At 60.3% G+C, this 21105-nt stretch carries 16 protein-coding genes; 8 read left to right on the forward strand and 8 right to left on the reverse strand.

Features of this window, described 5'->3' with window-relative positions; all coding sequences use genetic code 11:
- Positions 1–69: 69 nt before the first annotated feature.
- Entirely contained in the window at positions 70–2892 is a 2823-nt protein-coding gene (locus tag JJD74_RS02395) for an RHS repeat domain-containing protein (protein WP_200611029.1), read from the reverse strand.
- Positions 2893–3074: 182 nt separating this feature from the next.
- On the opposite strand from JJD74_RS02395, the gene JJD74_RS02400 reads away from it, so the two are divergent.
- Together JJD74_RS02400 and JJD74_RS02405 are read left to right on the forward strand one after the other, a co-directional pair.
- On the forward strand, positions 3075–3539 hold the full coding sequence (locus tag JJD74_RS02400) for a multidrug transporter (protein WP_200611042.1): 465 nt from the start codon (positions 3075–3077) through the stop codon (positions 3537–3539).
- A 34-nt stretch (positions 3540–3573) separates the two neighbouring features.
- Complete coding sequence (locus JJD74_RS02405; RefSeq protein ID WP_200611044.1) at positions 3574–4398, forward strand: SDR family oxidoreductase; 825 nt, start codon at positions 3574–3576, stop codon at positions 4396–4398.
- A gap of 26 nt (positions 4399–4424) precedes the next feature.
- Here the strand turns inward: JJD74_RS02405 and JJD74_RS02410 are convergent, their stop codons facing one another.
- Positions 4425–5306 carry a LysR family transcriptional regulator gene (locus JJD74_RS02410; RefSeq protein ID WP_200611047.1) on the reverse strand — a complete coding sequence of 294 codons (882 nt, stop codon included), beginning with the start codon at positions 5304–5306 and terminating at the stop codon, positions 4425–4427.
- 109 nt (positions 5307–5415) lie between these two features.
- Here JJD74_RS02410 and JJD74_RS02415 point away from each other — a divergent pair, with 109 nt between their 5' ends.
- Both JJD74_RS02415 and JJD74_RS02420 read left to right on the forward strand, forming a co-directional pair.
- Positions 5416–6786, forward strand: a complete 1371-nt coding sequence (locus JJD74_RS02415) for an MFS transporter (protein ID WP_200611050.1) — start codon at positions 5416–5418, stop codon at positions 6784–6786.
- A complete protein-coding gene (locus JJD74_RS02420; RefSeq protein WP_200611053.1) occupies positions 6783–7181 on the forward strand; it encodes a DUF4440 domain-containing protein in 399 nt (132 codons plus the stop codon). Before JJD74_RS02415 ends, JJD74_RS02420 begins: the two co-directional genes overlap by 4 nt.
- Positions 7182–7325: 144 nt before the next feature.
- Here JJD74_RS02420 and JJD74_RS02425 read toward each other — a convergent pair whose 3' ends face one another.
- The 4 genes from JJD74_RS02425 to JJD74_RS02440 form a co-directional block, all read right to left on the reverse strand.
- Positions 7326–8192, reverse strand: coding sequence for an efflux RND transporter periplasmic adaptor subunit (locus JJD74_RS02425; RefSeq protein ID WP_115146319.1), 867 nt, complete (start codon positions 8190–8192; stop codon positions 7326–7328).
- A gap of 10 nt (positions 8193–8202) precedes the next feature.
- Positions 8203–8403, reverse strand: a complete 201-nt coding sequence (locus JJD74_RS02430) for a DUF1656 domain-containing protein (RefSeq protein ID WP_042557739.1) — start codon at positions 8401–8403, stop codon at positions 8203–8205.
- A complete protein-coding gene (locus JJD74_RS02435) occupies positions 8393–10585 on the reverse strand; it encodes an FUSC family protein (RefSeq protein WP_047299818.1) in 2193 nt (730 codons plus the stop codon). Before JJD74_RS02435 ends, JJD74_RS02430 begins: the two co-directional genes overlap by 11 nt.
- 142 nt (positions 10586–10727) lie before the next feature.
- Entirely contained in the window at positions 10728–12227 is a 1500-nt protein-coding gene (locus tag JJD74_RS02440) for an efflux transporter outer membrane subunit (protein WP_200611056.1), read from the reverse strand.
- Between the two features lie 292 nt (positions 12228–12519).
- Between JJD74_RS02440 and JJD74_RS02445 the strand changes: the two genes are divergently transcribed.
- The 3 genes from JJD74_RS02445 (at position 12520) to JJD74_RS02455 (ending at position 16450) form a co-directional block, all read left to right on the forward strand.
- Positions 12520–13488, forward strand: a complete 969-nt coding sequence (locus JJD74_RS02445) for a LysR family transcriptional regulator (RefSeq protein WP_042557736.1) — start codon at positions 12520–12522, stop codon at positions 13486–13488.
- Positions 13489–13899: 411 nt separating this feature from the next.
- On the forward strand, positions 13900–14274 hold the full coding sequence (locus tag JJD74_RS02450) for a DUF6124 family protein (RefSeq protein ID WP_200611059.1): 375 nt from the start codon (positions 13900–13902) through the stop codon (positions 14272–14274).
- Positions 14275–15475: 1201 nt separating this feature from the next.
- Positions 15476–16450, forward strand: a complete 975-nt coding sequence (locus JJD74_RS02455; protein ID WP_200611062.1) for a 2-hydroxyacid dehydrogenase — start codon at positions 15476–15478, stop codon at positions 16448–16450.
- Positions 16451–16564: 114 nt separating this feature from the next.
- On the opposite strand, the gene JJD74_RS02460 is transcribed toward JJD74_RS02455, so the two are convergent.
- On the reverse strand, positions 16565–17467 hold the full coding sequence (locus tag JJD74_RS02460) for a DMT family transporter (RefSeq protein ID WP_115146316.1): 903 nt from the start codon (positions 17465–17467) through the stop codon (positions 16565–16567).
- 139 nt (positions 17468–17606) lie between these two features.
- Here JJD74_RS02460 and JJD74_RS02465 point away from each other — a divergent pair, with 139 nt between their 5' ends.
- Positions 17607–18482 (forward strand): AraC family transcriptional regulator, encoded by an 876-nt coding sequence (locus tag JJD74_RS02465; RefSeq protein ID WP_200611064.1) that lies wholly within the window; start codon positions 17607–17609, stop codon positions 18480–18482.
- Between the two features lie 95 nt (positions 18483–18577).
- Here the strand turns inward: JJD74_RS02465 and JJD74_RS02470 are convergent, their stop codons facing one another.
- On the reverse strand, positions 18578–21007 hold the full coding sequence (locus tag JJD74_RS02470; protein WP_200611066.1) for a TonB-dependent siderophore receptor: 2430 nt from the start codon (positions 21005–21007) through the stop codon (positions 18578–18580).
- Positions 21008–21105 lie beyond the last annotated feature (98 nt).

A 21105-nucleotide genomic window follows, 5' to 3' on the forward strand; every position in this document is an offset into this window, starting at 1 on the left:
AAGAAGCCCTCGCCCTGCCTGTTGCGTTCCCTATCCGCAGCGGGTTGGGCGGGGGCTTTTTTCCGGCAATCACTTGCCTTTATTTCGGAACGCCATCAACAACCCTGGGTACGAATCGGCGTTATGCAAAATCACATTTCTTCGAGCCGCCAGATTTGACTTGAACAACGTCAGTCGTTGCGCAGCGGATGTCACTGCCCCCCCTCCAGATGCCGCTTGGAATCCATCTATGATTCTTTTGTAATCGGCGCGTCCATTGCCGGGCATTTTTGCTTCATCTGGCCCATCCTCAATTCTTTCGGCGGACGTTAGCAACGCGGTCAACGCAAAGTTTTCGATATCTTGTTCGGATGCTTGCTCCGATAACTTACCGATCCTCAAATACCAAATGTCATCAACCCTTTGGGGGCTACTGTAGTTGTACATCGCATGGGCGGATTCATGGACAAGCGTGCGCGCCAAGCTAAAAACATGTGCACTCTCTACATGATCGCGACTCAACCAGATCTGTTTCTTTTGCGTGTTGTTATAGACGGTTCGTCCTACAGCATGATTGGAGAGCTTTTGCACAAGGCTCAGGCGCCAACTGTCTGCACCTTTTAGCTGCTGCATGTAGCTACCCAAGCGTTGCAGTGACCCCAGCAGGGCCGTGCGCAATTCTTCTGATTCGTTTCGATTGGCTGCGTACTCGGCTCCGAAAACCAAGTTGAGATACTTCTGCGATGACGCGCTCAAGTCTTTCGAAGATAGCGCAGATTGCGCGTTCTGAATCCAGCTCAGGCCCTCATCCAACCCCGCCACAACCTTCTCATGCAAAGGTTGGGGAAAATAATCCAGCCCTCGAGCATCGAAGTGCATGCCTTGATTCAGTGCATTCGTTTCCGACTCGTTCAAGACGTCAAACCTTGGCGATTCGGTGACTGAGCTACCCTGCATGCCCTGCTCGTCCCGATAGACAAGGGGGGAGTTATTGACCATCTGGTACAGGTTCAATCCGTCCACTCCACCCAAAGGGTCCGGATTCAACCAGCGTTGTAACCACGGCATGTAATAGCGATAGCCGTAGTAATACAACCCGGTCGCATCGCGCTCTTTGCCCGAATAACCAACCGTTTGGTAACTGACCTCCGTCTTGGCACTCCACGCCGTCTCGCCAAATGGATAAAAGGTTTCCTGACTGATAAGCCGGGTATCCTCGGCCAGCTCCAGACAGGTCGACCCGAGGTGATCGGTAAAGTTGAAGCGATAACGGTCATTGCTGCCATCGGGTGGAGTACTTTCCCAGTGAAGAACATTGACGCTGTTAAGCCCCGACTGTGCCGTGATGACCTGCAACACCTCACCTGCGCTATCTATGCGCAACTCCAGCCCTGGCAGGTATCGCACCTGAGCAACCACCACGCGTGCATTCGTGTGCAATTCACGCGTCTTGCGCACACGCTGTCCGCCACCGTCGTAAACGTATTGCTCGATGTCATTGAGCCCACTCGCCCGCTCCACCGGCGTAACCGACCGCAACTCATTACGCAGATCCCACGTCAACGAGCGCCCGGCTTCCAGCGCCCGCAGATTTCCACGGGGATCGAACGCTGCAGCGATTTGCTCTTCCGTGGGCGGTACGTCGTTGCGATAAGGCAGGCAGCGATTGCTAAGCCGCGCGGCGACAAGCTTGAGTCCGCTGCGCATACCCACATGCTTGAGCTCCAGCAGGTTGCCGGATTCGTCGTAGCGATAGCTCTGGCGGTAATTGCTCGACGCCGCCGGATCATTGCGATGCAGAGACTCTGGCCCCTGACTCGCGGCCCCCGCCTCCCACCCGGTTGCCTCGCTCAGTTGGTACAGACTGTCGTACGTAAACCGGCTGATGGGGTCGATACGCTGATTGGCGAAATAACGAATCGGCAGTGCCTTGTCCTCGATGCTCAGCACATTGCCCACCCGGTCATATTCGTAGCGAAGGAGCTGCAACGCCGCGCCGTTGGCCTTTACAGCGAGGCGCTCAAGCAGGCGACCATCTTCGGGCCGATAGGTCAGTGCTGTCAGCACCCCGTTGCCCGCCAACTCCTGCGTGACTTGTCCGTCAGCGTTGTGGGCTATATCAGAGACCAGCGTTTGCGGCCCGGTTTGATGTTTCAGTTGCAGATGACTGGCGCGCAGACGGCCATCGAGGGTGAACTCGCTGAAATGCCGATTGCCCCGCGCATCGATCTGTTCGATCACCTGGCCCTGTGGCCCGAAACGCCATCGGGTCGTAGCGCCCTCGCCGGGCTCCAGCAAGCGTGCCCGTTCATCAATCGGTTCGGGCCAGTCCGGGAGAACGGGATCCAGGGTGAAATGTCGATTGTTTTCGCTGCATTGGCCGCTGATGGAAAAGCTTTCGAACAAAAGACTGCCCGCCGGATCATCATGGCGAAGCAACTGGCCGAGCTGGTTGCGGGTCGGGTCAGCCGTATCGGGCTGGCCATACATGAAACGCTCGACGCATAGCCGAGGTTGCGAGTCGCCTTCTTCAAACACCGCCAACGGACGCAGCATCAGATCGTGTTGCGTTTCGCGACGAGTGCCACGACTGTCCCAATCGAACAGCACGTGCGCCCCCACACCGTGCAAGGCGATCTGCATGCCGGCATCAACGCTGTCCGAGCGCAGCACCTGGCCGTTCAGCAAATACACCGAGGTCAGATTCGCCGGAGTCAGCGGATCGCTCATGTGCAGCGACCATAAACGAGGATCCCACTGGGCGACAGCGCGCCCGGCTACGTCACGCAGCGTGCGGTTGATGCGGGTTTGCGCAGGTTCAACCGCCTCGGTGCGCCAATAGTCGACCGTACGAACCGGCAACCCACGCGGGTCGTGCGCCGAAAGCGTCGGTGTTCTGCTGTGCACGTTCATGTGGTTGCTCCGCACGGTCGCGACGTCCCTTTCGTCTGTCAGCATCAAAGCAGTCGGACGGCATGAATGCCTACTGTCAGAAATTACAGTTCCGACCAACGGTGCATTCGCTTGCGCAACGAATGTCTATTGGGGCGTCCCTTAGGTAGGATGGTGTGCAAGAGTTCAAGGAGCGTTCAAACATGTTCATCGGCGTCCTGCTGGTCATCACCTGGCTGATCCTGTTGCTGCGCTATCCCGCCAAGGCTCTACCGGTTTCGGTCGCAGCGGCTGTCGGTCTCGCGCTGGTGGCGATGTGGGTGGTGTGGCTGGACAACCGCGAGGTCAAGCAACTGGCACGTCTGGAACTGCGCATCAGCTATGCGCCAGAACAATGCCCGGCAGATCGACCGCTGCAACTGAAGATGAACAACGGCAACGACGTCCCGCTGACCGAACTGCGCTGGCGCATCGCGGCCTACGCACCGGGCGATACCGTCAATCTGGCCGATAACCAATACACCGCGCCACGCTATCGCGGCCCCGGCGAGTTGCAGGCTGGCGGCAGCTGGGAAGATTGCCTGCCGATGCCGCCCCTGCGGCCCGGTTATCGCGCACAAACCCTGGAGTTTCGCGCCGAGCGATTGCAGGGCAGCTTCTCCGATTGATCCCCTTCCCACCGTTTTGCACAAGGAACGCGCCATGCCTGTTGCGTTGATCACCGGTTGTTCCAGCGGCATCGGCCGCGCCCTGGCGGATGTTTTCACAAGCGCCGGTTACGAAGTCTGGGCCACCGCGCGCAAGTCTGAAGATGTCGCCGCGCTGACATCAGCCGGGTTTATCGCGGTGCAGCTCGACGTCAATGACGGCGCGGCACTGGAGCAACTCGGCGAGCGAATCAATCAGCAACACGGCGGCCTCGATGTGCTGATCAACAACGCCGGTTACGGCGCCATGGGCCCGCTGCTCGACGGCGGCGTGCCCGCCATGCAGCGTCAATTCGAAACCAACGTGTTCTCGATTGTCGGCGTCACCCGCGCACTGTTTCCGGTGCTGCGCCGGGGCAAAGGGCTTGTCGTGAATATTGGCAGTGTGTCCGGTGTTCTGGTCACGCCATTCGCGGGCGCCTACTGCGCCTCGAAAGCCGCCGTACATGCCTTGAGCGACGCGTTGCGTATGGAGCTGGCACCGTTCGGCATCCGCGTGATGGAAGTCCAGCCTGGGGCGATTCAGTCGAGTTTCGCAAAGAATGCCGGGCATGAGGCCGAGCAGTTGATCAACGAGCAGTCACCGTGGTTTCCCCTGCGTGAAGCCATTCGCGCAAGGGCCAAGGCGTCGCAGGACAAACCGACGCCGGCCAGCGAATTTGCGGCGCAATTGCTGAAGGCTGTGCAACAAAGCAAACCGCCGCGGTTGATCCGCATCGGCAATGGCAGCCGGGCATTGCCGATGCTGGCGGCTTTACTGCCAAAAGGTTTGCTGGAATCGACGTTGATGAAGCGGTTCGGCTTGCGTGGGCAACTCTGAGACCGGGTTGAGCCCATCGCGAAATCTCAACCCCAGCCCTTCATGAAATCAATGAACGCCCGCACTTTAAGCGGCAAATGCCGGGTGTCCGGGTACAGCGCGTACACGCCTTGCTGAGCAAAACGGTAGTCCGCCAACAAGCGCTGTAACCGTCCGGCGTCGAGATCTTCCTGGATCAGCCACTGCGGCAGAATGGCCACGCCCTGCCCGGTCAATGCAAATGCCCGCAGCGTTGCCGAGTTGTCCGCAACGATCGCGGTCGTCCCCGGTTTTGGCTGATAGAAATGCTCGCTGCCGGCGGGGCCGGTGACCGTCATTTCCGGTACGCGTCCATGCCCCAGTGTCGGCATCGACTCCAGCACTGCCAGGGTGCTGACGGGAGCAAACTGCTCGACCAACGCCGGCGCCGCCACTGCAAACACCTCGAACGTCGACAACTGCACCGCGCGCAGATTGGAATCGTGCATGCGCCCGAGGCGAATCGCCAGATCAAAACGTTCAGAGATCAGATCCGCGTGGGTCGAGGAAGTGGACAGGTGAATATTCAATTGCGGCTGCTGCTGACGAAACACTTCCAGCGCCGGTACTACCTGCGCCAAAGCAAATTCCACGGTGGTGGTGATGCGCAACGTGCCTTTTAGCTGTGAGTGCTCGGAACGGGCCTCCTCGATCGCCAGTCGCGCTTCATCCAGTGTGCGCAAACAGCGCCGATAGAAGCGCTCGCCAGCATCGGTCAGCGCCAGTTGCCGGGTGTTGCGGGTGAGCAACGTGACGCCCAGCTCCTCTTCCAGCCGTTTGAGGTTGAAGCTCACCACCGCTCGCGTCTGCCCAAGCGTATCGGCGGCAGCGGTCAACGACCCGGCCTCGACCACGGCTTTAAAAGTGTCAAAACGGTCCAGGCTGACCATGTACACGGCGCTCCTTGTCAAAATTATTTTGACAAACTAGCAGCCAAACCAGCGTTTTCCTATCGCCAGAAGCGCCCTACCCTGCACGCCTCATCACAGGGAAGTCGCCATGGCCTACCGCTCAAAAGTCGCGCTGGTGTATCTGCTGGGGTTCGCCCTCGATCTGCTCAACATGTTCGCCGCCAGCATTGCCTACCCGGACATCGCCCGGCAGTTGCACGCCTCGGTGACGCAACTGGCGTGGATCACCAACGCCTACATGCTCGGGCTGACGCTGATCATTCCGATGAGCGTGTGGCTGGCGGCACGCGTCGGCGAGCGCCGGCTGATCCTTGGCTCGTTGCTGGTGTTCGCCATCGCGTCCGGACTGGTGGCCCAGGCCGGCTCGATTGAAAGCCTGATCGGCTGGCGGTTGCTGCAAGGGCTGGGGGGCGGGTTGCTGCTGCCGGTCGGTCAGGCCTTGGCCTACCGAGAGTTTCCTGCGACGCAGCGCGCGCACTTCACCGGTGTGGTGCTGCTGGTGGCGCTGATGGTGCCGGCCCTGTCGCCGGCGGCCGGTGGACTGATTGTTCAAGCGCTGTCGTGGCGCTGGATTTTTTACCTGAACATGCCGATGGCGCTGCTGGCGTTCGGACTCGGCCTGCTTTGGTTGAAGCCCGACCAACCCACCCGCGAACGACCGACACTGGACGCACGCGGCCTGCTGTTGGCCGTGTCGGCCCTGAGCCTGTTGCTGATTGCCGTAAGCCTGGCAAGCGCAACCGCAACCCGCCACCTGGCTGGCGCCGTGCTGCTGCTCAGCGCCATTACCTTGTGCGTGTACGTGCGCGATGGCTGGCGAAAACCTGGTGCGGTTCTTGACCTGCAACTAATCAAGAACCCGTCATTGCGTCTGGCCATGCTGATCTACCTGTTTGTGCCGGGCATCTTTACCGGCACCAACATGCTTGCTGTGCTGTACCTGCACGACCTCGGTTTCGGTGCGGCGCAAACCGGTGCACTGATGCTGTCCTGGGCGGCGGCTTCGGGACTGGCGATCATGCTTGGCAAACGCAGTTTCAACCGAGTCGGTCCCAAGCCGCTGCTGATCGCGGGAATGCTTTTGCAAAGCCTGGGCATTGTCATGCTGATGCAGATCGAACAGCCCGCAGCCGGCCCGTTGATCCTCGCCTATGCCCTGATGGGCCTGGGCGGCAGCCTGTGCAGCGTCACCGCGCAAACCCTGGCGTTTGTCGGCATGAGCACGGAAAAAATGGGTCACTCCAGCGCCCTCTGGAACATCAATCGCCAGCTCGGTTTCTGCCTCGGCGCGGCGCTGCTCAGTTCATTGCTGGGCGCCTTGGGCGCCAACGGTTTCAGATACTGCTTTCTCGCCGCCGCGCTGCTCACGCTCTTGCCGATGGCCGCCGTGCTGCGTTTCGATGCGAGCAAAGTGCTCGCGCTGCTGAACTCACCTGCCCTTCAGGAAAAATCCACATGACTGACCACACCGACTACTTTGCCGAAGTTATCGAAGCGCACGAGGCCATCGAACGATGGTTTGCAGTGGCAGAGGACGAGACCGCTCTGGAGCGATTACTGACACGCTTTTCACCCCGGTTTTCAATGATTACGCCGCTGGGTCGAGTGCTTGATTTCGAAGCCTTGCGGGGATTGTTTCAAATGGCCGGAGGCAAGAAGAACGGGTTCAGGATTGAACTCAGCGAACTGCGCGCGATTGCCTTGCACGACCGTGGCGCGACGGTGAGTTACCGAGAACAACAGACGGATGCGAGCGGTTTGCACACGGACCGGCGCTCGACGGTCGTGTTTGAAAAACTCGAATCCGGGCGGCTGGTCTGGGTGCATTTGCAGGAGACGTTTTGCGGCGTTTAGACGTTCGGCATTTTCTTGCAGGACCGAGGCGTCCGCATCGCGGGCATGCCCGCTCCCACAGGTTTTGCGGCGCTCTCAAAAATCTTGTACACGACAGACTCTGTGGGAGCGGGCTTGCCCGCGATGGCCGCGACTCGGTCTGCCTCAGTTATCCACACTGTCCTGCTTGACCACAACCGTACAAGTAATCCCCGCCGCCAACAGCACACCCTCCGGCACTTCATCGATGTGAATGCGCACCGGCACCCGCTGCGCTAACCGGACCCAATTGAACGTCGGATTCACATCGGCAATCAGCTCGCGGCTTTCAGGGTTGTCGCGGTCGTAGATGCCGCGGGAAATACTTTCCACATGGCCCTTCAACACTTCGCCGCTCATCAGTTGCATGTCGGCCTTGTCGCCGACGCGCACGTGGGGCAGTTTAGTTTCTTCGAAGAAGCCGTAAACCCAGAACGAATTCATGTCGACCACGGCCATTTTTGCCTCGCCGATGCGCGCGTAGTCGCCGCGATGCACATTGAGGTTGGTCACGTAGCCGTCCACCGCCGCGCGCACTTCGGTGCGTTTGAGGTTGAGTTCGGCGGCTTCCAGTTGCGCCTGCGCGTGTTGATAATCGGCCAGTGCGGCGTCTGCGATGTTGCTGGCGTCGTCGCGGTTTTCCCTGGAGATCACCAGCGCATCCATGTCGGCGCGACGATGCGCGTTGACCTTGCGCATCTCCCATGTCGACTTGCGTGAAGCGACCAGCGACTGCGCCTGTTTCACCGCGATGCGGTAATGCTCCGGGTCGATCTGCATCAGCAAATCGCCCTTCTTCACCAATTGGTTGTCGCGCACCGGCACGTTCACCACTTCACCGGTGACGTCGGCGGCGACGTTGATGATATCCGCACGCACCCGGCCGTCGCGGGTCCACGGCGTGTCCATGTAGTGCACCCACAAGGTCCGCCCGATCCACAGCGCAAGGGCCAGCACCAGCAGCGTCGCAAGCAGGCTGAAAAACTTTTTCATCAGGACGTTCTCAACGGTAGACAGTCAGCGACATCGCGCCGAACAGACAGGTAAACAGACTCAGGCGCAGCAGCGCCGGGTGCCAGAAGAAGCGGTACAGATCGAACCCCGACAAAAACCGGTCCACCGCCCAGGCCAAGGCCGCGGCGATGAAAAACATCAGGGTCATGGTTGGCATGTACACGCCGTGGAAGGCGATTTCACGAGGCATGGGCAAGTCCTTCGGGCTTGGCGGGCGCGAGCATGGCAAGCGGTGATTGCGGGTCGAGCAAGGACGTGCGGATAAAGTGCAGATAGCTCTTCACCCGGCGCAACGCCGAGGTATCGAAGTGCGGCGCGAACGGTTCATCGGTGGCCGCGACACGACTGATCGCGTGGTCGACCGCGACCAGTGCGCGCTCCAGATTGCTGGCGTTGGGGTACAGAAACAGACGCACCAGTGCACGCCCCATAACGCGGATTGCCTGACGCCACGGCTGCGACTCGGCGTACGCCGGATGCACCGGCAGAATCGCCTGTTCCTTGCGCAACTCGATGATCGCGTGGCCGACTTCAAGCACCACGAACATCCAGCGCAGCAGACTCTTTTGTACCTTCGGCTCACCGGCCGCCAGACCGTAGGCCTGATGCAGCAGATCGCGGGTCCGGCTCTCGAAACTCGAGGCCAGCCCTTTGAGTTTGCCGCTGATGGCATAGACCACTTGCCCGCGCAGATCCTGCTCCAGCCGTTGCCACAACCAGCGGCTGTTCGGCGGCAGAATAATCGCCCCGGCAGCCGCGCAGACCAGCATACCGATGACCATGGCGATGTAGTCATTGATGAAGGTATACGGGTTGTAGACCGTCAGGTTATCCGGCACGGAACCGGTGCTGAAGAAGATCAGCAAGCCGAGACCGACACCGGCGTATTGCGGCCGCGACGTAAGAAACGAACCGAGCACGATCACCGGCGCGAGCATCACGCACAGCAATGGAAAACCGTCGATCCACGGGAAGATGAAAAACATCTCGAAGAAGCCGATCAGCGCGCCGAGGAACGTCCCGCACGCCATCTGGAATGCCATGCGTTTCGGGTTCGGCGTAGCGGCGGACAGGCCCACCGTGGCGGCGGCAATCAGGGTCATGGTCGCGCCGCTCGGCCAAGCGGTGGCCACCCAATAACTGCCCAGCACGATCAGGATAAACGAGGCGCGAATCCCCGACGCCGCCGCTGCCCACCAGTTGGTTTGCGGGGTGAACGGCTCGTCCCAACGCTCGCGTTCGTGACGGTGATCGGCCAAGGACGCATGGGTCTGTGCATAACTGTGCAGGTCATCGACGAAGCGATAGAGCAACTCGTAAGCGGTGTGGAAATCCAGTTGCTCGGCATCGCTCGGCTCACTCTCCTGAAACGTCGCGCGCAGGCTACGCACCCGCGCTGGCAGTCCTTCTTTATAGGTCGCAAGCGCGGTCGCCAGGCGTGCGGCATCGGGACTGGTCAGGGCACGACCGCTGAAGCTGTCGAGCACTTCGGCCAGGTCCTGCAGACCCGGCCTGATTGCCGCCACGACGTGTTCCTCGCCATTGCCGCGCAGGCGTTCAAGCAACTGGTGCAGGGCGTTGAAGCGCGTGGTGATGCCCATGAACTCACTGTTCAAACGGCTGAGGCGACCATTGCGCCGGCGCATGTGCGGGTCTTCGAACACGGTCACGCTGCGCAGCCCTTCCAGCCCCACCGCTTCGGCAATGAAGCGTACGTTGGTCGCCTCAAAGGATTCGGTTTTGCTACGCCCGCGCAAGCCATCGGTGACGAACAGCGCGAATACACCGAAACGCTGATACAGAGCGTTGCGCATCGCCGCGCTGGCGGTTTGCGGCAGGATCGCGGCGCTGACTACGGTGGCGCAGAGAATCCCCAGTGAGATCTCCAGAACCCGCCACACAGCGGCCATAAACGCGCCGTCGGGGTGCGCCAGCGCCGGCAACCCGACCATTGCGGCGGTGTAACCCGCCAGCACGAATCCATAGGCGCGGAAGTTACGGCAACGCGCGGCACCCGCCGAGCAGATGCCGACCCAGATCGCCAGCGAGCCGAGGAACAGTTCGGTGTTCTGCGCAAACAGCGCGATCAACGTGACCATCATCGCCGAGCCGGCCAGCGTGCCCAGAAAGCGATAGAAACTCTTGGCGAAAACCTGCCCGCTTTGCGGCTGCATGACGATGAACACGGTGATCATCGCCGTGCGCGGTTGCGGCAATTCCAGACGCATGGCCAGCCACAGGGTCAGGAACGCTGCAAGCAACACCTTGAAGATATAAACCCAGGTCACGCCATCGCTGCGCGCCCAGTCAAAAAAGCCGCGGCGCCATTCCAGGGAGTAGAGCCAGCGCAGAGGTGCGGGCAAGGGAGTCATTCAAATGTGCTCAATGAGATTCGATCTGGTCGCAGAACCTGTGGGAGCGAGCCTGCTCGCGAATGCGTTTTCATATTCAACGTTGATGTCGACTGATAAACCGCTTTCGCGAGCAGGCTCGCTCCCACATTGGGTCGTGTGTTCAATGCAGGAGAGCCGGGGTTTTCGGGGCTTGGGTTTTTTCGGCACTCGGCACGTCATTCCCCGCACCCAGCCCACCACCCAGCGCCGTCACCAACTGCGCATGCGCACTCAAGCGTGCCGCCTGCACCTGCTGTTGCACTTGCTGCTGTTTGAACAGCAACGTTTGTGCGTTGAGCACGTTGAGGTAATCGGTGAGGCCGCGCTGATAAGCGATCATCGCGATGTCGTAAGTCTTCTGCGCGGTGGCCACGGATTCGGCGGCGAACCCTTGCTGCTTGTCCATCGACTCACGGCGAATCAACTGGTCGGAAATATTCTTGAGCGCATTCACCAGTGTCTGGTTGTAATGCGCCACAGCGATGTCATAACCGGCCGACGCTTCACCAAGTTCGGCACGCAGTCGCCCGCCATCGAAAATCGGTAACGAGATTGCCGGGCCCACGTTGTAATTGAGTTTCTTGCCGGTCAAAAACTCCAGCGCCCCACCGCCAGTGGCCATGAAACCGAGGCTGCCGACCAGGTCGACGTTGGGATAAAAACCGGCGTGCGCCACATCGATGCCACGCGCCTGCGCCGCCACTTGCCAGCGGCTGGCGACCACATCCGGACGCTGACCGAGCAATTGAGCGGGCAGTGCCGAAGGCAGCTTCAGCGCCGCACCAAGGGACAGCGTCGGCCGCTGCAATTGCGCACCCGCCCCCGGCCCTTTGCCTGCCAGTGCGGCGAGCTGATTGCGACTGAGGGCGATCTCTTCGTCCAGCGCATCGAGTTGCCGATGAGTCTCCGGCAACGGCGTTTGCGCCTGGCTGACTTCAAAGTGCGTGCCGATCCCGCCGTCCAGACGCTTTTGCGCCAGATCGAGAATCTGCTGTTGCTGCGCAAGCGTGGCCGCGACGATGTCGCGCTGGGCGTAATGCAGCGACAGCGCGATGTAGGCGCGCACGATGTTGTTCTGCAACTCCAACTGCGCCAACCGCGCCTCGGCAACGCTCATGTGCGCCAGATCCACCGCCCTTTCGCTGGTATTGCTCTCGCGGCCCCAAAGGTCGAGGGCGTAGCTGAAACCCAGCGCGGCGTTGTTGTCCCAAGTGGTGGTATTGGCCAGCTCGCCCGGGCCGTAGAACTGATCAGTCGGCCAGTTGTGGCGCTTGAGGGTCGACTCGCCATTGATCTGCAATGACTCGGCCGCTTCAGCGACACCGGCCATGGCTTTGGCCTGACGCACCCGCGCGGCGGCCATGGCCATGCTCGGGCTGCCTTGTATGGCGAGGTCGATCCAGCGGTTCAGTTGCGGGTCGCCGTAGGCTTGCCACCATTGTGCGGCGGGCCAATTGGCGTCACGGGCGGCGTGGGCGATGGCGTCGTCGGTGGCCAGTGCATTGGCTTGCAGAGCCTTGCCCTGCGGGGAAATACCTTCGGTTGATAAGCAGCCGCTGAGACCCAGGGCGAAAGCCAGAACACTGAGCGGCAAAAGCGCTCTGTTGATGCGACGCGGCACAGCTGCGAATTCCTGAGAAGGGGATATGGCGGGACATGTTTTATGTAGGAGCTGCCGAAGGCTCGGGCCGCGATCGGACGATCTTTTGATCTTGATCCCTTAAAACAAAATCAAAAAATCGCAGCCTGCGGCAGCTCCTACAGGGAACGGCGCAATTCTAGGTGGGCGCCTTGGCCGCGATAAGCTGGGAATCCTGTGAATCTTTGTTACCGTTAACGAGATAATCCCTTGGTCGGGGGTTTCGACCCTGAAACTTCGTGTCACAATTTGCCATCTCCCTTGAGAGCACCCCATGGACACTTTGCAAAACATGCGCGCCTTCAGTTGCGTGGCCGAAGCCGGCAGCTTCACCGCCGCCGCCGTGCAACTCGACACCACCACCGCCAACGTTTCGCGCGCGGTCTCCAACCTGGAAGCCCACCTGCAAACCCGACTGCTTAACCGCACGACCCGGCGCATCGCCCTGACCGAGGCCGGCAAGCGTTATCTGCTGCGCTGCGAACAGATCCTCGCCTACGTCGAAGAAGCCGAAGCAGAAGCCAGCCAAGCCCACGCCCGCCCCGCCGGACAGCTGAAAGTGCACACCATGACCGGCATCGGCCAGCACTTTGTCATCGACGCCATCGCCCGCTATCGCAAGACACACCCAGACGTGACCTTCGACCTGACCATGGCCAACCGCGTGCCAGACCTGCTCGATGAAGGCTACGACGTCTCCATCGTCCTGGCGCGCGAACTGCCGGACTCGGGCTTCGTCTCGCAGCGCCTGGGCATCACCTACAGCATCGTTTGCGCCTCACCGGCCTACGTGAAAGCCAACGGCTGCGCGCAAAAGCCCAGCGACCTGCTCAACCACGCCTGCCTGCGCCTGGTCAGCCCGGTGATCCCGCTGGAGAAATGGGCGTTCGACGGCCCGGAAGGTCAGGAAATGGTCACCATCAACAGCTCGCCATTCCTGGTGAACTCTGCCGACGCGATGAAAACCGCAATCATCAGCGGCATGGGCGTCGGCGTCCTGCCGGTGTACGCCGCCATCGAAGGCCTGCGCAACGGCACGCTGGTGCGGGTGATGCCGAACTACCGCTCGCAGGAACTGAACCTGTACGCGATCTACCCGTCGCGCCAATACCTGGATGCGAAGATCAAAACGTGGGTCGAGTATCTGCGCGGCTCGCTGCCGGAAATTCTCGCGGCACATCAGGCGGAATTGTCGGCCTATGAGCTCAGCGGCAGCCTCGCCGGAGCGCGCGTCGCCAATTGATTTTCAACACACCGTGAAACCTTTAGGAGCTGCCGCAGACTGCGATCTTTTGACCTTGATGTTTAAAAATCAAAAGATCGCAGCCTACGGCAGCTCCTACATTTCCGGGTTTTCGCGGAAGTTTCCGACGTGTTTTGAAGGTTGTCCGTCGGAAGTGCGGTGGATAGGCTTTGGGTGTCGCTGACGAATCAGCGACCGGGTCTGGAAAACCCGATTTCAACTACCAAAGCTCATGGCATACTGCGGCGCTTTTTCTGCTCACGATGTTATGGCGGCTGTGCGCGGGAGGCCCTTGGGCCTGCCGGTTTTGGTGAGTTGGCCGGTTTTTCCAGTCCGCGCACGGCTGCCACCCTTACGTCTGGAAAACGAAAAGTGGCGGCTTCAACTCAACTTGCCATGAGTATGTTCCCCATGAAAAAGCCAACACCAAATCCGCCCGAAACGGATAACACCTCCCCCTACGAATCCCCCGATTCGAAGAAATTCCACGAAGCCGCCGAGCGCGCCCTCGACCACTACCTCAAACCCAATGCCCTGGCGCTGCGCTTCCACAAACCCAGCACCATGTTCCAGGTCGCGCCCGATCAAGACAACGAAAGCCTGCTGGTCCACGCCTGCGAATCACTGGCACAAGCCAGCCTCATGAGCAGCGACATCGCCGCCTACGTCGACCTCCCGCAACGCCGCACAATACTGGCGATTCAGCAGATCATCATGCTGGCGGAACTGGCCGTGAATCGCGTCCTGGATAACGTCGACATCCCCCAACCCGCGCCACACAGCTGACCCCTTGCAGGAGTGAGCCTGCTCGCGATTGCAGGCTCACTCCTACAATGTGAATCGCATACAACCTGCTAAAAATCGATCGGCTGTCAGGCCGCCATCGCTGGCAAGCCAGCTCCCACATTTGAAAGGAGTACATCCGCCAAAGACCGGTCGGCTGTCAGGCCGCCATCGCTGGCAAGCCAGCTCCCACATTTGAAAGGAGTACACCCGCCAAAGACCGGTCGGCTGTCAGGCCGCCATCGCTGGCAGGCCAACTCCCACATTTGAAATGAGCACACCCGCCAAAGACCGGTCGGCTATCAGGCCGCCATCGCTGGCAGGCCAGCTCCCACATTTGAAATGAGTACATTCGCCAAAGACCGGTCGGCTGTCAGGCCGCCATCGCTGGCAGGCCAGCTCCCACATTTGAAACGAGTACATCGGCCAAAGACCGGTCGGCTGTCAGGCCGCCATCGCTGGCAGGCCAGCTCCCACATTTGAAAGGAGTACATTCGCCAAAGACCGGTCGGCTGTCAGGCCGCCATCGCTGGCAGGCCAGCTCCCACATTTGAAAGGAGTACATCCGCCAAAGACCGGTCGGCTGTCAGGCCGCCATCGCTGGCAGGCCAGCTCCCACATTTGAAATGAGTACATTCGCCAAAGACCGGTCGGCTATCAGGCCGCCATCGCTGGCAGGCCAACTCCACACAAAAGCAACAGCAAGATCAAAAGATCGCAGCCTTCGGCAGCTCCTACAAAGGAGGCAAGGACAACCCGCACGCGGCGAATGCCGCCCCACTCAACAGGATGAGCGTTAGCTCGGCTGCAGCTTTTGATCTTGATCCACGGGCGACGTCGGAAGGCTGAGCGGAGGGATTGATCCGGGTGTGGGAGCGCAGCGACCGTTTGGCGAAGCCAAACACAGCGAAAGGAGGTGCAGCGAAGCAAACCGTAGACGCTGCGCCCGGATCGATCCCGGAGCGAAGGAACCCCGAGCCCCAGCGAGCGGGCCGCACGTAGGAGCAAGCGTTTTTTTGCTTACTTTTTTTAGGCGTTTGTAAAAAAAGTGAGTCGCCGTAAGGGCGAAACCTCAAGCCGCCATAACAAACAAAACGGATATGCCCCCCCCACCAAACCCTGGTCGGCCCAGAGGCCGCCAAGACACCCCAAAACAAAAAATGTTAGCTTGCTTGGCATCAAGCCCGAACAAGAGCCAAAAACGATGAAAAAAACAGTCCTGGCCTTCAGCCGCATCACCCCAGCCATGATCGAACGCCTGCAACAAGAGTTCGACGTCATCGTCCCCAACCCGAAGGCCGGTGACATCAACGCCCAATTCAACGAAGCCCTGCCCCACGCCCATGGCCTCATCGGCGTCGGCCGCAAACTCGGCAAGGCCCAACTCGAAACCGCCGCCAAACTCGAAGTGGTCTCAAGCGTGTCGGTCGGCTACGACAACTACGACCTCGACTACTTCAACGAACGCGGGATCATGCTCACCAACACCCCGGACGTGCTCACCGAAAGCACCGCCGACCTCGCCTTCACCCTGATCATGAGCAGCGCTCGCCGCGTCGCCGAACTCGACGCCTGGACCAAGGCCGGCCAATGGCAAGCCAGTGTCGGCGCCCCGCTGTTCGGCTGTGACGTCCACGGCAAAACCCTCGGCATCGTCGGCATGGGCAACATCGGCGCCGCCGTCGCCCGCCGGGGTCGGTTCGGTTTCAACATGCCGATCATCTACAGCGGCAACAGCCGCAAGACCAAACTTGAGCAAGAACTCGGCGCACAATTTCGCAGCCTCGACCAACTCCTGGCCGAAGCCGACTTCGTCTGCCTGGTGGTGCCACTCAGTGACAAGACGCGCCACCTGATCAGCCATCGTGAACTGGCCCTGATGAAGCCGAGCGCGATTCTGGTCAACATTTCCCGTGGCCCGGTGGTCGATGAACCGGCACTGATCGAGGCGCTGCAAAACAACCGCATCCGCGGTGCCGGCCTCGACGTCTACGAAAAAGAACCGCTGGCCGAGTCGCCACTGTTCCAGCTGAAAAACGCCGTGACCTTGCCACACATCGGCTCGGCCACCCATGAAACCCGCGAAGCCATGGCCAATCGCGCCCTCGCCAACCTGCGCAGCGCGCTGCTCGGCGAACGCCCGCAGGATCTGGTCAACCCGCAGGTCTGGCGCGGATAAAAAACAGGGCGAGTGCTCTGCAGCACTTGCCCGTTCATTTTCCCGAAACACCTGACTTGCAACCTGATCGCCACGCCTAAAAGTTGAGCGCTGAACGCGCAGCGCTCACGGGTTTCAGGCCAGTTTGCCCTGGCTCGGCAATACGGATGTGCGTGGTTTGCGAAACACCAGCACATTGCCCAGCATCACCAATACCAGGCCCGCCAGCGCCGGCGCCGTCCATTGATAACCTTCGGCAAATGCCGAAACGTTCAGCGCCACCACCGGGAACAGCACTGTGCAATACGCTGCACGTTCGGGCCCCATTCGCCCGACCAGCGTCAGGTAGGCGGTGAAGCCGATCACTGAGCCGGGAATCACCAGGTACAACAACGCACCGACATATCGCGAGCTCCAGTCCATTTCGAACGGGATGCCTTTGACCAGACACCACACCGACAGCATCGCGGCACCGTAAGCCATGCCCCAGGCGTTGGTGGTCAGCGGTTTGAGCCCGGCCTTCTGTTGCAGGCTCGAGAGCATGTTACCCGCCGAGAAACACAACGTACCGCACAGTGCCAGGCCAAGACCGAGCAAGGTTTGCGGCGTAGCCTGATGGCCGGCCAGTTCCGGCCAGAACAACAGGCCCAGGCCGAACAACCCCAATCCCCCACCCATCAGCACATTGCGGGCAATGCGCTGACCGAAGAACACCCGTGCATTGAGCGCATTCCATAAGGTGGCGGTGGAAAACACCACCGCCACCAGACCGCTGGGAATCCATTGGCTGGCGGTCAAAAAGCACATGAAGTTGACGCAGAACAGACACACGCCCTGCGCCACGCAGATCAGGTGCCCGCGCCGGTTCATCGGTTGCAACCGTCGGCTGAGCAGCAACAGCGCAAACAGCACCAGCGCGGCCAGGCCAAAGCGATAGACGATCGACACTGGAATCTCCACCACGCCCAATTGCCATTTCAAGGCAATCCAGGTGGTGCCCCAGATCAGCACGGTCAACAGATACAACGACAGGTTCATGATGGACACTCCTCAATTGGATTTCAGTGTCCGCTGCGGCCTGGAGACCACGCTTGCATAAACTTGCGCTTTTGTCGGCCGACTGGCTGGCAGCGCGAGGGCGACGGAGTAGGATGCAAGTCGTTGAAGAGAACCGATCATGGCCGCCATCGAAAACCTGCAAGTCTTCCAGGCACTTAACCGCTCGCCGAACGCATGCCTTGTGCACAGCGCCGAGCTCGGTGACGGCTTGTCTGCGGCCCTGTGGACCAATCACCACGACGCCCAGGAATACGAAGCGCCGAGCCATCACACACTCTCGTGCTATATCGCCGGTGGCACTGGCACGTTTCGTCGCGGTCAGCCGGGCCACAAGGGCGGGCCGGACAAGCTGTGCATCCTGCCGGCGGATCACGAATCAGGCTGGGTGATCAATGGCGACATCCGCTTGGCGCACCTGTATTTCAGCGCCGAACAATTTGCCCTCGGTTGCGTGACGTTGCTCGATCGCGAGCCGCGCGAGATGCAACTGCGCGAGCAGACCTTCCTCGAAGACCCGCAGCAAGCGCAGCGCTTTCGGCAATTGCTGAACCTGAACTGGGACGAGCCGGCCGAACGTTTGCTGACCAGTAGCATCGCCCATGAATTGATCAGCCATACCTTGCTCAGTCAGGTCGGTGCGCGTCAGGGTTTGCGCCTCAAGGGCGGGCTGGCACCGCACCAGCGCCGGCAACTGGTGGACTTCATCGACAGTCAGTTGGCCGAGCCGATCAGCCTCGGGCAACTGGCCGGGTTGTGCGCGTTGTCGGAGTATCACTTTGCGCGAATGTTTCGCATGAGCTTCGGGCTGCCGCCGCATCAATACGTGCTGGCCCGGCGCTTGAGTCGGGCGCGGGAGTTGTTGCGGGGGACGGCGTTGCCATTGGGTGAAATTGCCTTGGCGTGCGGGTTTGCCAGTGCGAGTCATTTCACCAATCGTTTCAGGCAGGTGTTGGGTGGGACGCCCGGCGAATATCGGCAGGCGTTTTTGCGTTAGAGCAAGATCAAAAGATCGCAGCCTTCGGCAGCTCCTACATTTGAAATGCATTCCCCTGTAGGAGCTGCCGAAGGCTGCGATCTTTTGCAGGCACCTCAAAATTCTAATGTGCTGGACAACGAAACCTGCCGCGAATCCCCCATCGACACAAAGAACCGGCTCGCCGACGAGGTGTAATAAGTGCGGTCGAACAGGTTCTTCACGTTGAGCTGAAACTTGACCTTCTGCCCCTCGATCCTGGTGTCGTAAGTGGCGAAAGCGTCGGCCACGGTGTAGCTCGGCAGATCGAAATCATTCACCGCGTTACCCGCCCGTTCGCCGACGTAGCGCGCCCCGGCGCCAACGCGCAACTGATCGCCGCCGATCACGCTGCCGAAGTCATACACCGCCGACAATGAGCCGCTGTTCTTCGCCACGTTTTGCAAACGCTTGCCCTTGTATTCCGGGTCTTCGGTGACTTCGGCATCGGTGTAGGCGTAGCTGCCGATCATGCTCCAGCGGTCGCTCAACTGACCGGTCATGTCCACTTCCAGACCCCGTGAGCGCACTTCACCGGCCGCGCTGTAAATCGTCGTCGGGCCTTCGGAATTGGCCACCAGCACATTGCGTTTCTTGATGTCGAACAGCGCGATATTGCCGGTGATGCGCCCCGGCATATCCAGCCGCGCACCCAGCTCCCACGACTTCGCTTCTTCCGGCGCGATGCTGCCGTCGAGCACGGTGCTGCTGCCGCTCAGCGGGGCGATGGTCGAGTTGGGTTTGAACGATTCGGTGTAGCTGCCGTAGAACGACAACTCGTCGGTATAGCGATACACCAGACCGGCGCGTGGCACCCACTTTTGCCCGTTGCTGTCGGTGTTGGCCTTGAACGGCACGCCTTTGCCGGCGTACTGGTCGTATTCCTGAAAACGCCCGCCGGCGACCAGAATCCACTGGTCGTTGAGGTGGATGGAGTCCTGCAAAAAGACCGAGTCGCTGCGCAGTTCATCGGTCTGAGCGCTGTCGGCGGCGCTGACCGTGGAGCCCTCGACTTCACGCCCATACACCGGGTTGGTGTAGCTGAAGGTGCTCAGGCTTTTCTGGCGGATCAGGTCGGCGCGGTAGATCTTGCGGTACTCGTCATCGACGCCGAACACCAGGTCATGCTGCATGCCCAGCACGTTGACTTTGCCTTCAAGGCTGGCGGTGGTGAAACGGTCGGTGCTGATCGCGCCGTGGGTGCCGTCCATGTTGCGGGTCAGCGTGCCGTTTTGGGTGTTTATGGCGGTCACGCGGACCTGGCTGGCGTCGTAGGTTTCGCGGTTCCAGCTGTAGCCGAAGTGGGCTTTCCAGTCGTCGTTGAGTTCGTGATCGGCTTCGAAGTGATACAGATCCGAACGCCCTTCCATGTCGTTGAACGGCTCGTCGAGACGCTGCTTGCGCGAGATGTCCAGCGGGTGATTAGTGCGCGGATCGATCAGCGTGCCACGGTCGAACGGGGTGAGAAATTCACGATGTTCATAAGCGAATAACAGCTGAGTACGTTCGCCATACCAGGCCAGCGAAGGGGCGATCAACGTTTCCCGATGAGTGCCGAAATTGCGCCAATAATCTTCGTCGACATGATCCACCACCATGCGATAGGCCAGCCCGGAATCGCCCAGTGCGCCCGTGCTGTCGAAGGTGCCGCCGCTGCCGTTCTTGCCGTCGCCGTAGGTCGACCCGGTGTAGGTCAAGGCGTTGTATTGCGTCAGTTCAGGTTTCTTGCTGACCAGATTGACCACGCCGCCCGGGTCCTGAATGCCATACAACAAGGAAGCCGGACCTTTGAGCACTTCGACGCGATCGACCGTGGCGTTCATGCCACGCCCCTGCACGATCGGCATGCCGTCGCGCATGATCGAGCCGTTGCGGTTATCACCGAAGCCGCGGGTCATCACCGAATCCTGGGTGCTGCCCAGCGTGTTGCCCTGGGTGATGCCGCTGACGTTGGCCAGCGCTTCGTCGAGATTGCGCGGCGCCTGATCGCGAATGACCTGCGCCGGGATGACATTGACGGTCTGCGGGATTTCCTGAAGCGAGGCCGAGGAACGCATCACCGAACTGGTTGGCGGCGGCTGGTAACTCGTCGACTCATCGCGCATCGAGGTGATGGTGGTGGCGCCCAGATTCAGCGCGCCTTCGGTGGGCTGCGGCTCAAGTGCCAGGGTGTGACTGTCGGTGCGGCGAAAGCTCAGGCCGGAACCGGCAAGCAGGCGTTGCAGCGCTTGTTCTGCATTCATCTGTCCATTGACGGCTGGCGCGGTGAGGCCGTACGGCGCTTCATCGGTGTAGACCACGCTTTGCCCGGTGACACGGCTGAAGTCGCTAAGGGCTTGCGGCAACGGTTTGGCAGCCAATGCGAAATTGAATTGCTTTTGCGCCTGGCTGCTGACGGTTTCAGCAGCGAACGCGACGCTCATCGGCAACAGCGCCAATGCCGAAAAACTTAACGCCGAAACGCCCAACCATTGTTTGACCGAACCCGATTTTGCCCTGGACTTCATTGCTCAATGACCTGTGTAGAACCGCAACGGATGCGAATGACTCGTAGTTTCAGTCACTACACGGATGGGGCTTGGGTTTACCTCACTATATTTCTGAA

This window comes from Pseudomonas sp. MF6776 (genome assembly GCF_016613125.1).
In the GTDB taxonomy this organism is placed as follows: domain Bacteria; phylum Pseudomonadota; class Gammaproteobacteria; order Pseudomonadales; family Pseudomonadaceae; genus Aquipseudomonas; species Aquipseudomonas iridis.

Bases quoted from the DNA above. Each gene is read 5' to 3' on its own strand.
- JJD74_RS02400 (WP_200611042.1), top strand. From the start codon at position 3,075: ATGTTCATCGGCGTCCTGCTGGTCATCACCTGGCTGATCCTGTTGCTG.
- JJD74_RS02420 (WP_200611053.1), top strand. From the start codon at position 6,783: ATGACTGACCACACCGACTACTTTGCCGAAGTTATCGAAGCGCACGAG.
- JJD74_RS02430 (WP_042557739.1), bottom strand. From the start codon at position 8,403: ATGCCTCGTGAAATCGCCTTCCACGGCGTGTACATGCCAACCATGACC.
- JJD74_RS02445 (WP_042557736.1), top strand. From the start codon at position 12,520: ATGGACACTTTGCAAAACATGCGCGCCTTCAGTTGCGTGGCCGAAGCC.
- JJD74_RS02425 (WP_115146319.1), bottom strand. From the start codon at position 8,192: ATGAAAAAGTTTTTCAGCCTGCTTGCGACGCTGCTGGTGCTGGCCCTT.
- JJD74_RS02415 (WP_200611050.1), top strand. From the start codon at position 5,416: ATGGCCTACCGCTCAAAAGTCGCGCTGGTGTATCTGCTGGGGTTCGCC.
- JJD74_RS02405 (WP_200611044.1), top strand. From the start codon at position 3,574: ATGCCTGTTGCGTTGATCACCGGTTGTTCCAGCGGCATCGGCCGCGCC.
- JJD74_RS02455 (WP_200611062.1), top strand. From the start codon at position 15,476: ATGAAAAAAACAGTCCTGGCCTTCAGCCGCATCACCCCAGCCATGATC.
- JJD74_RS02410 (WP_200611047.1), bottom strand. From the start codon at position 5,306: ATGGTCAGCCTGGACCGTTTTGACACTTTTAAAGCCGTGGTCGAGGCC.
- JJD74_RS02435 (WP_047299818.1), bottom strand. From the start codon at position 10,585: ATGACTCCCTTGCCCGCACCTCTGCGCTGGCTCTACTCCCTGGAATGG.
- JJD74_RS02450 (WP_200611059.1), top strand. From the start codon at position 13,900: ATGAAAAAGCCAACACCAAATCCGCCCGAAACGGATAACACCTCCCCC.
- JJD74_RS02470 (WP_200611066.1), bottom strand. From the start codon at position 21,007: ATGAAGTCCAGGGCAAAATCGGGTTCGGTCAAACAATGGTTGGGCGTT.
- JJD74_RS02395 (WP_200611029.1), bottom strand. From the start codon at position 2,892: ATGAACGTGCACAGCAGAACACCGACGCTTTCGGCGCACGACCCGCGT.
- JJD74_RS02460 (WP_115146316.1), bottom strand. From the start codon at position 17,467: ATGAACCTGTCGTTGTATCTGTTGACCGTGCTGATCTGGGGCACCACC.
- JJD74_RS02465 (WP_200611064.1), top strand. From the start codon at position 17,607: ATGGCCGCCATCGAAAACCTGCAAGTCTTCCAGGCACTTAACCGCTCG.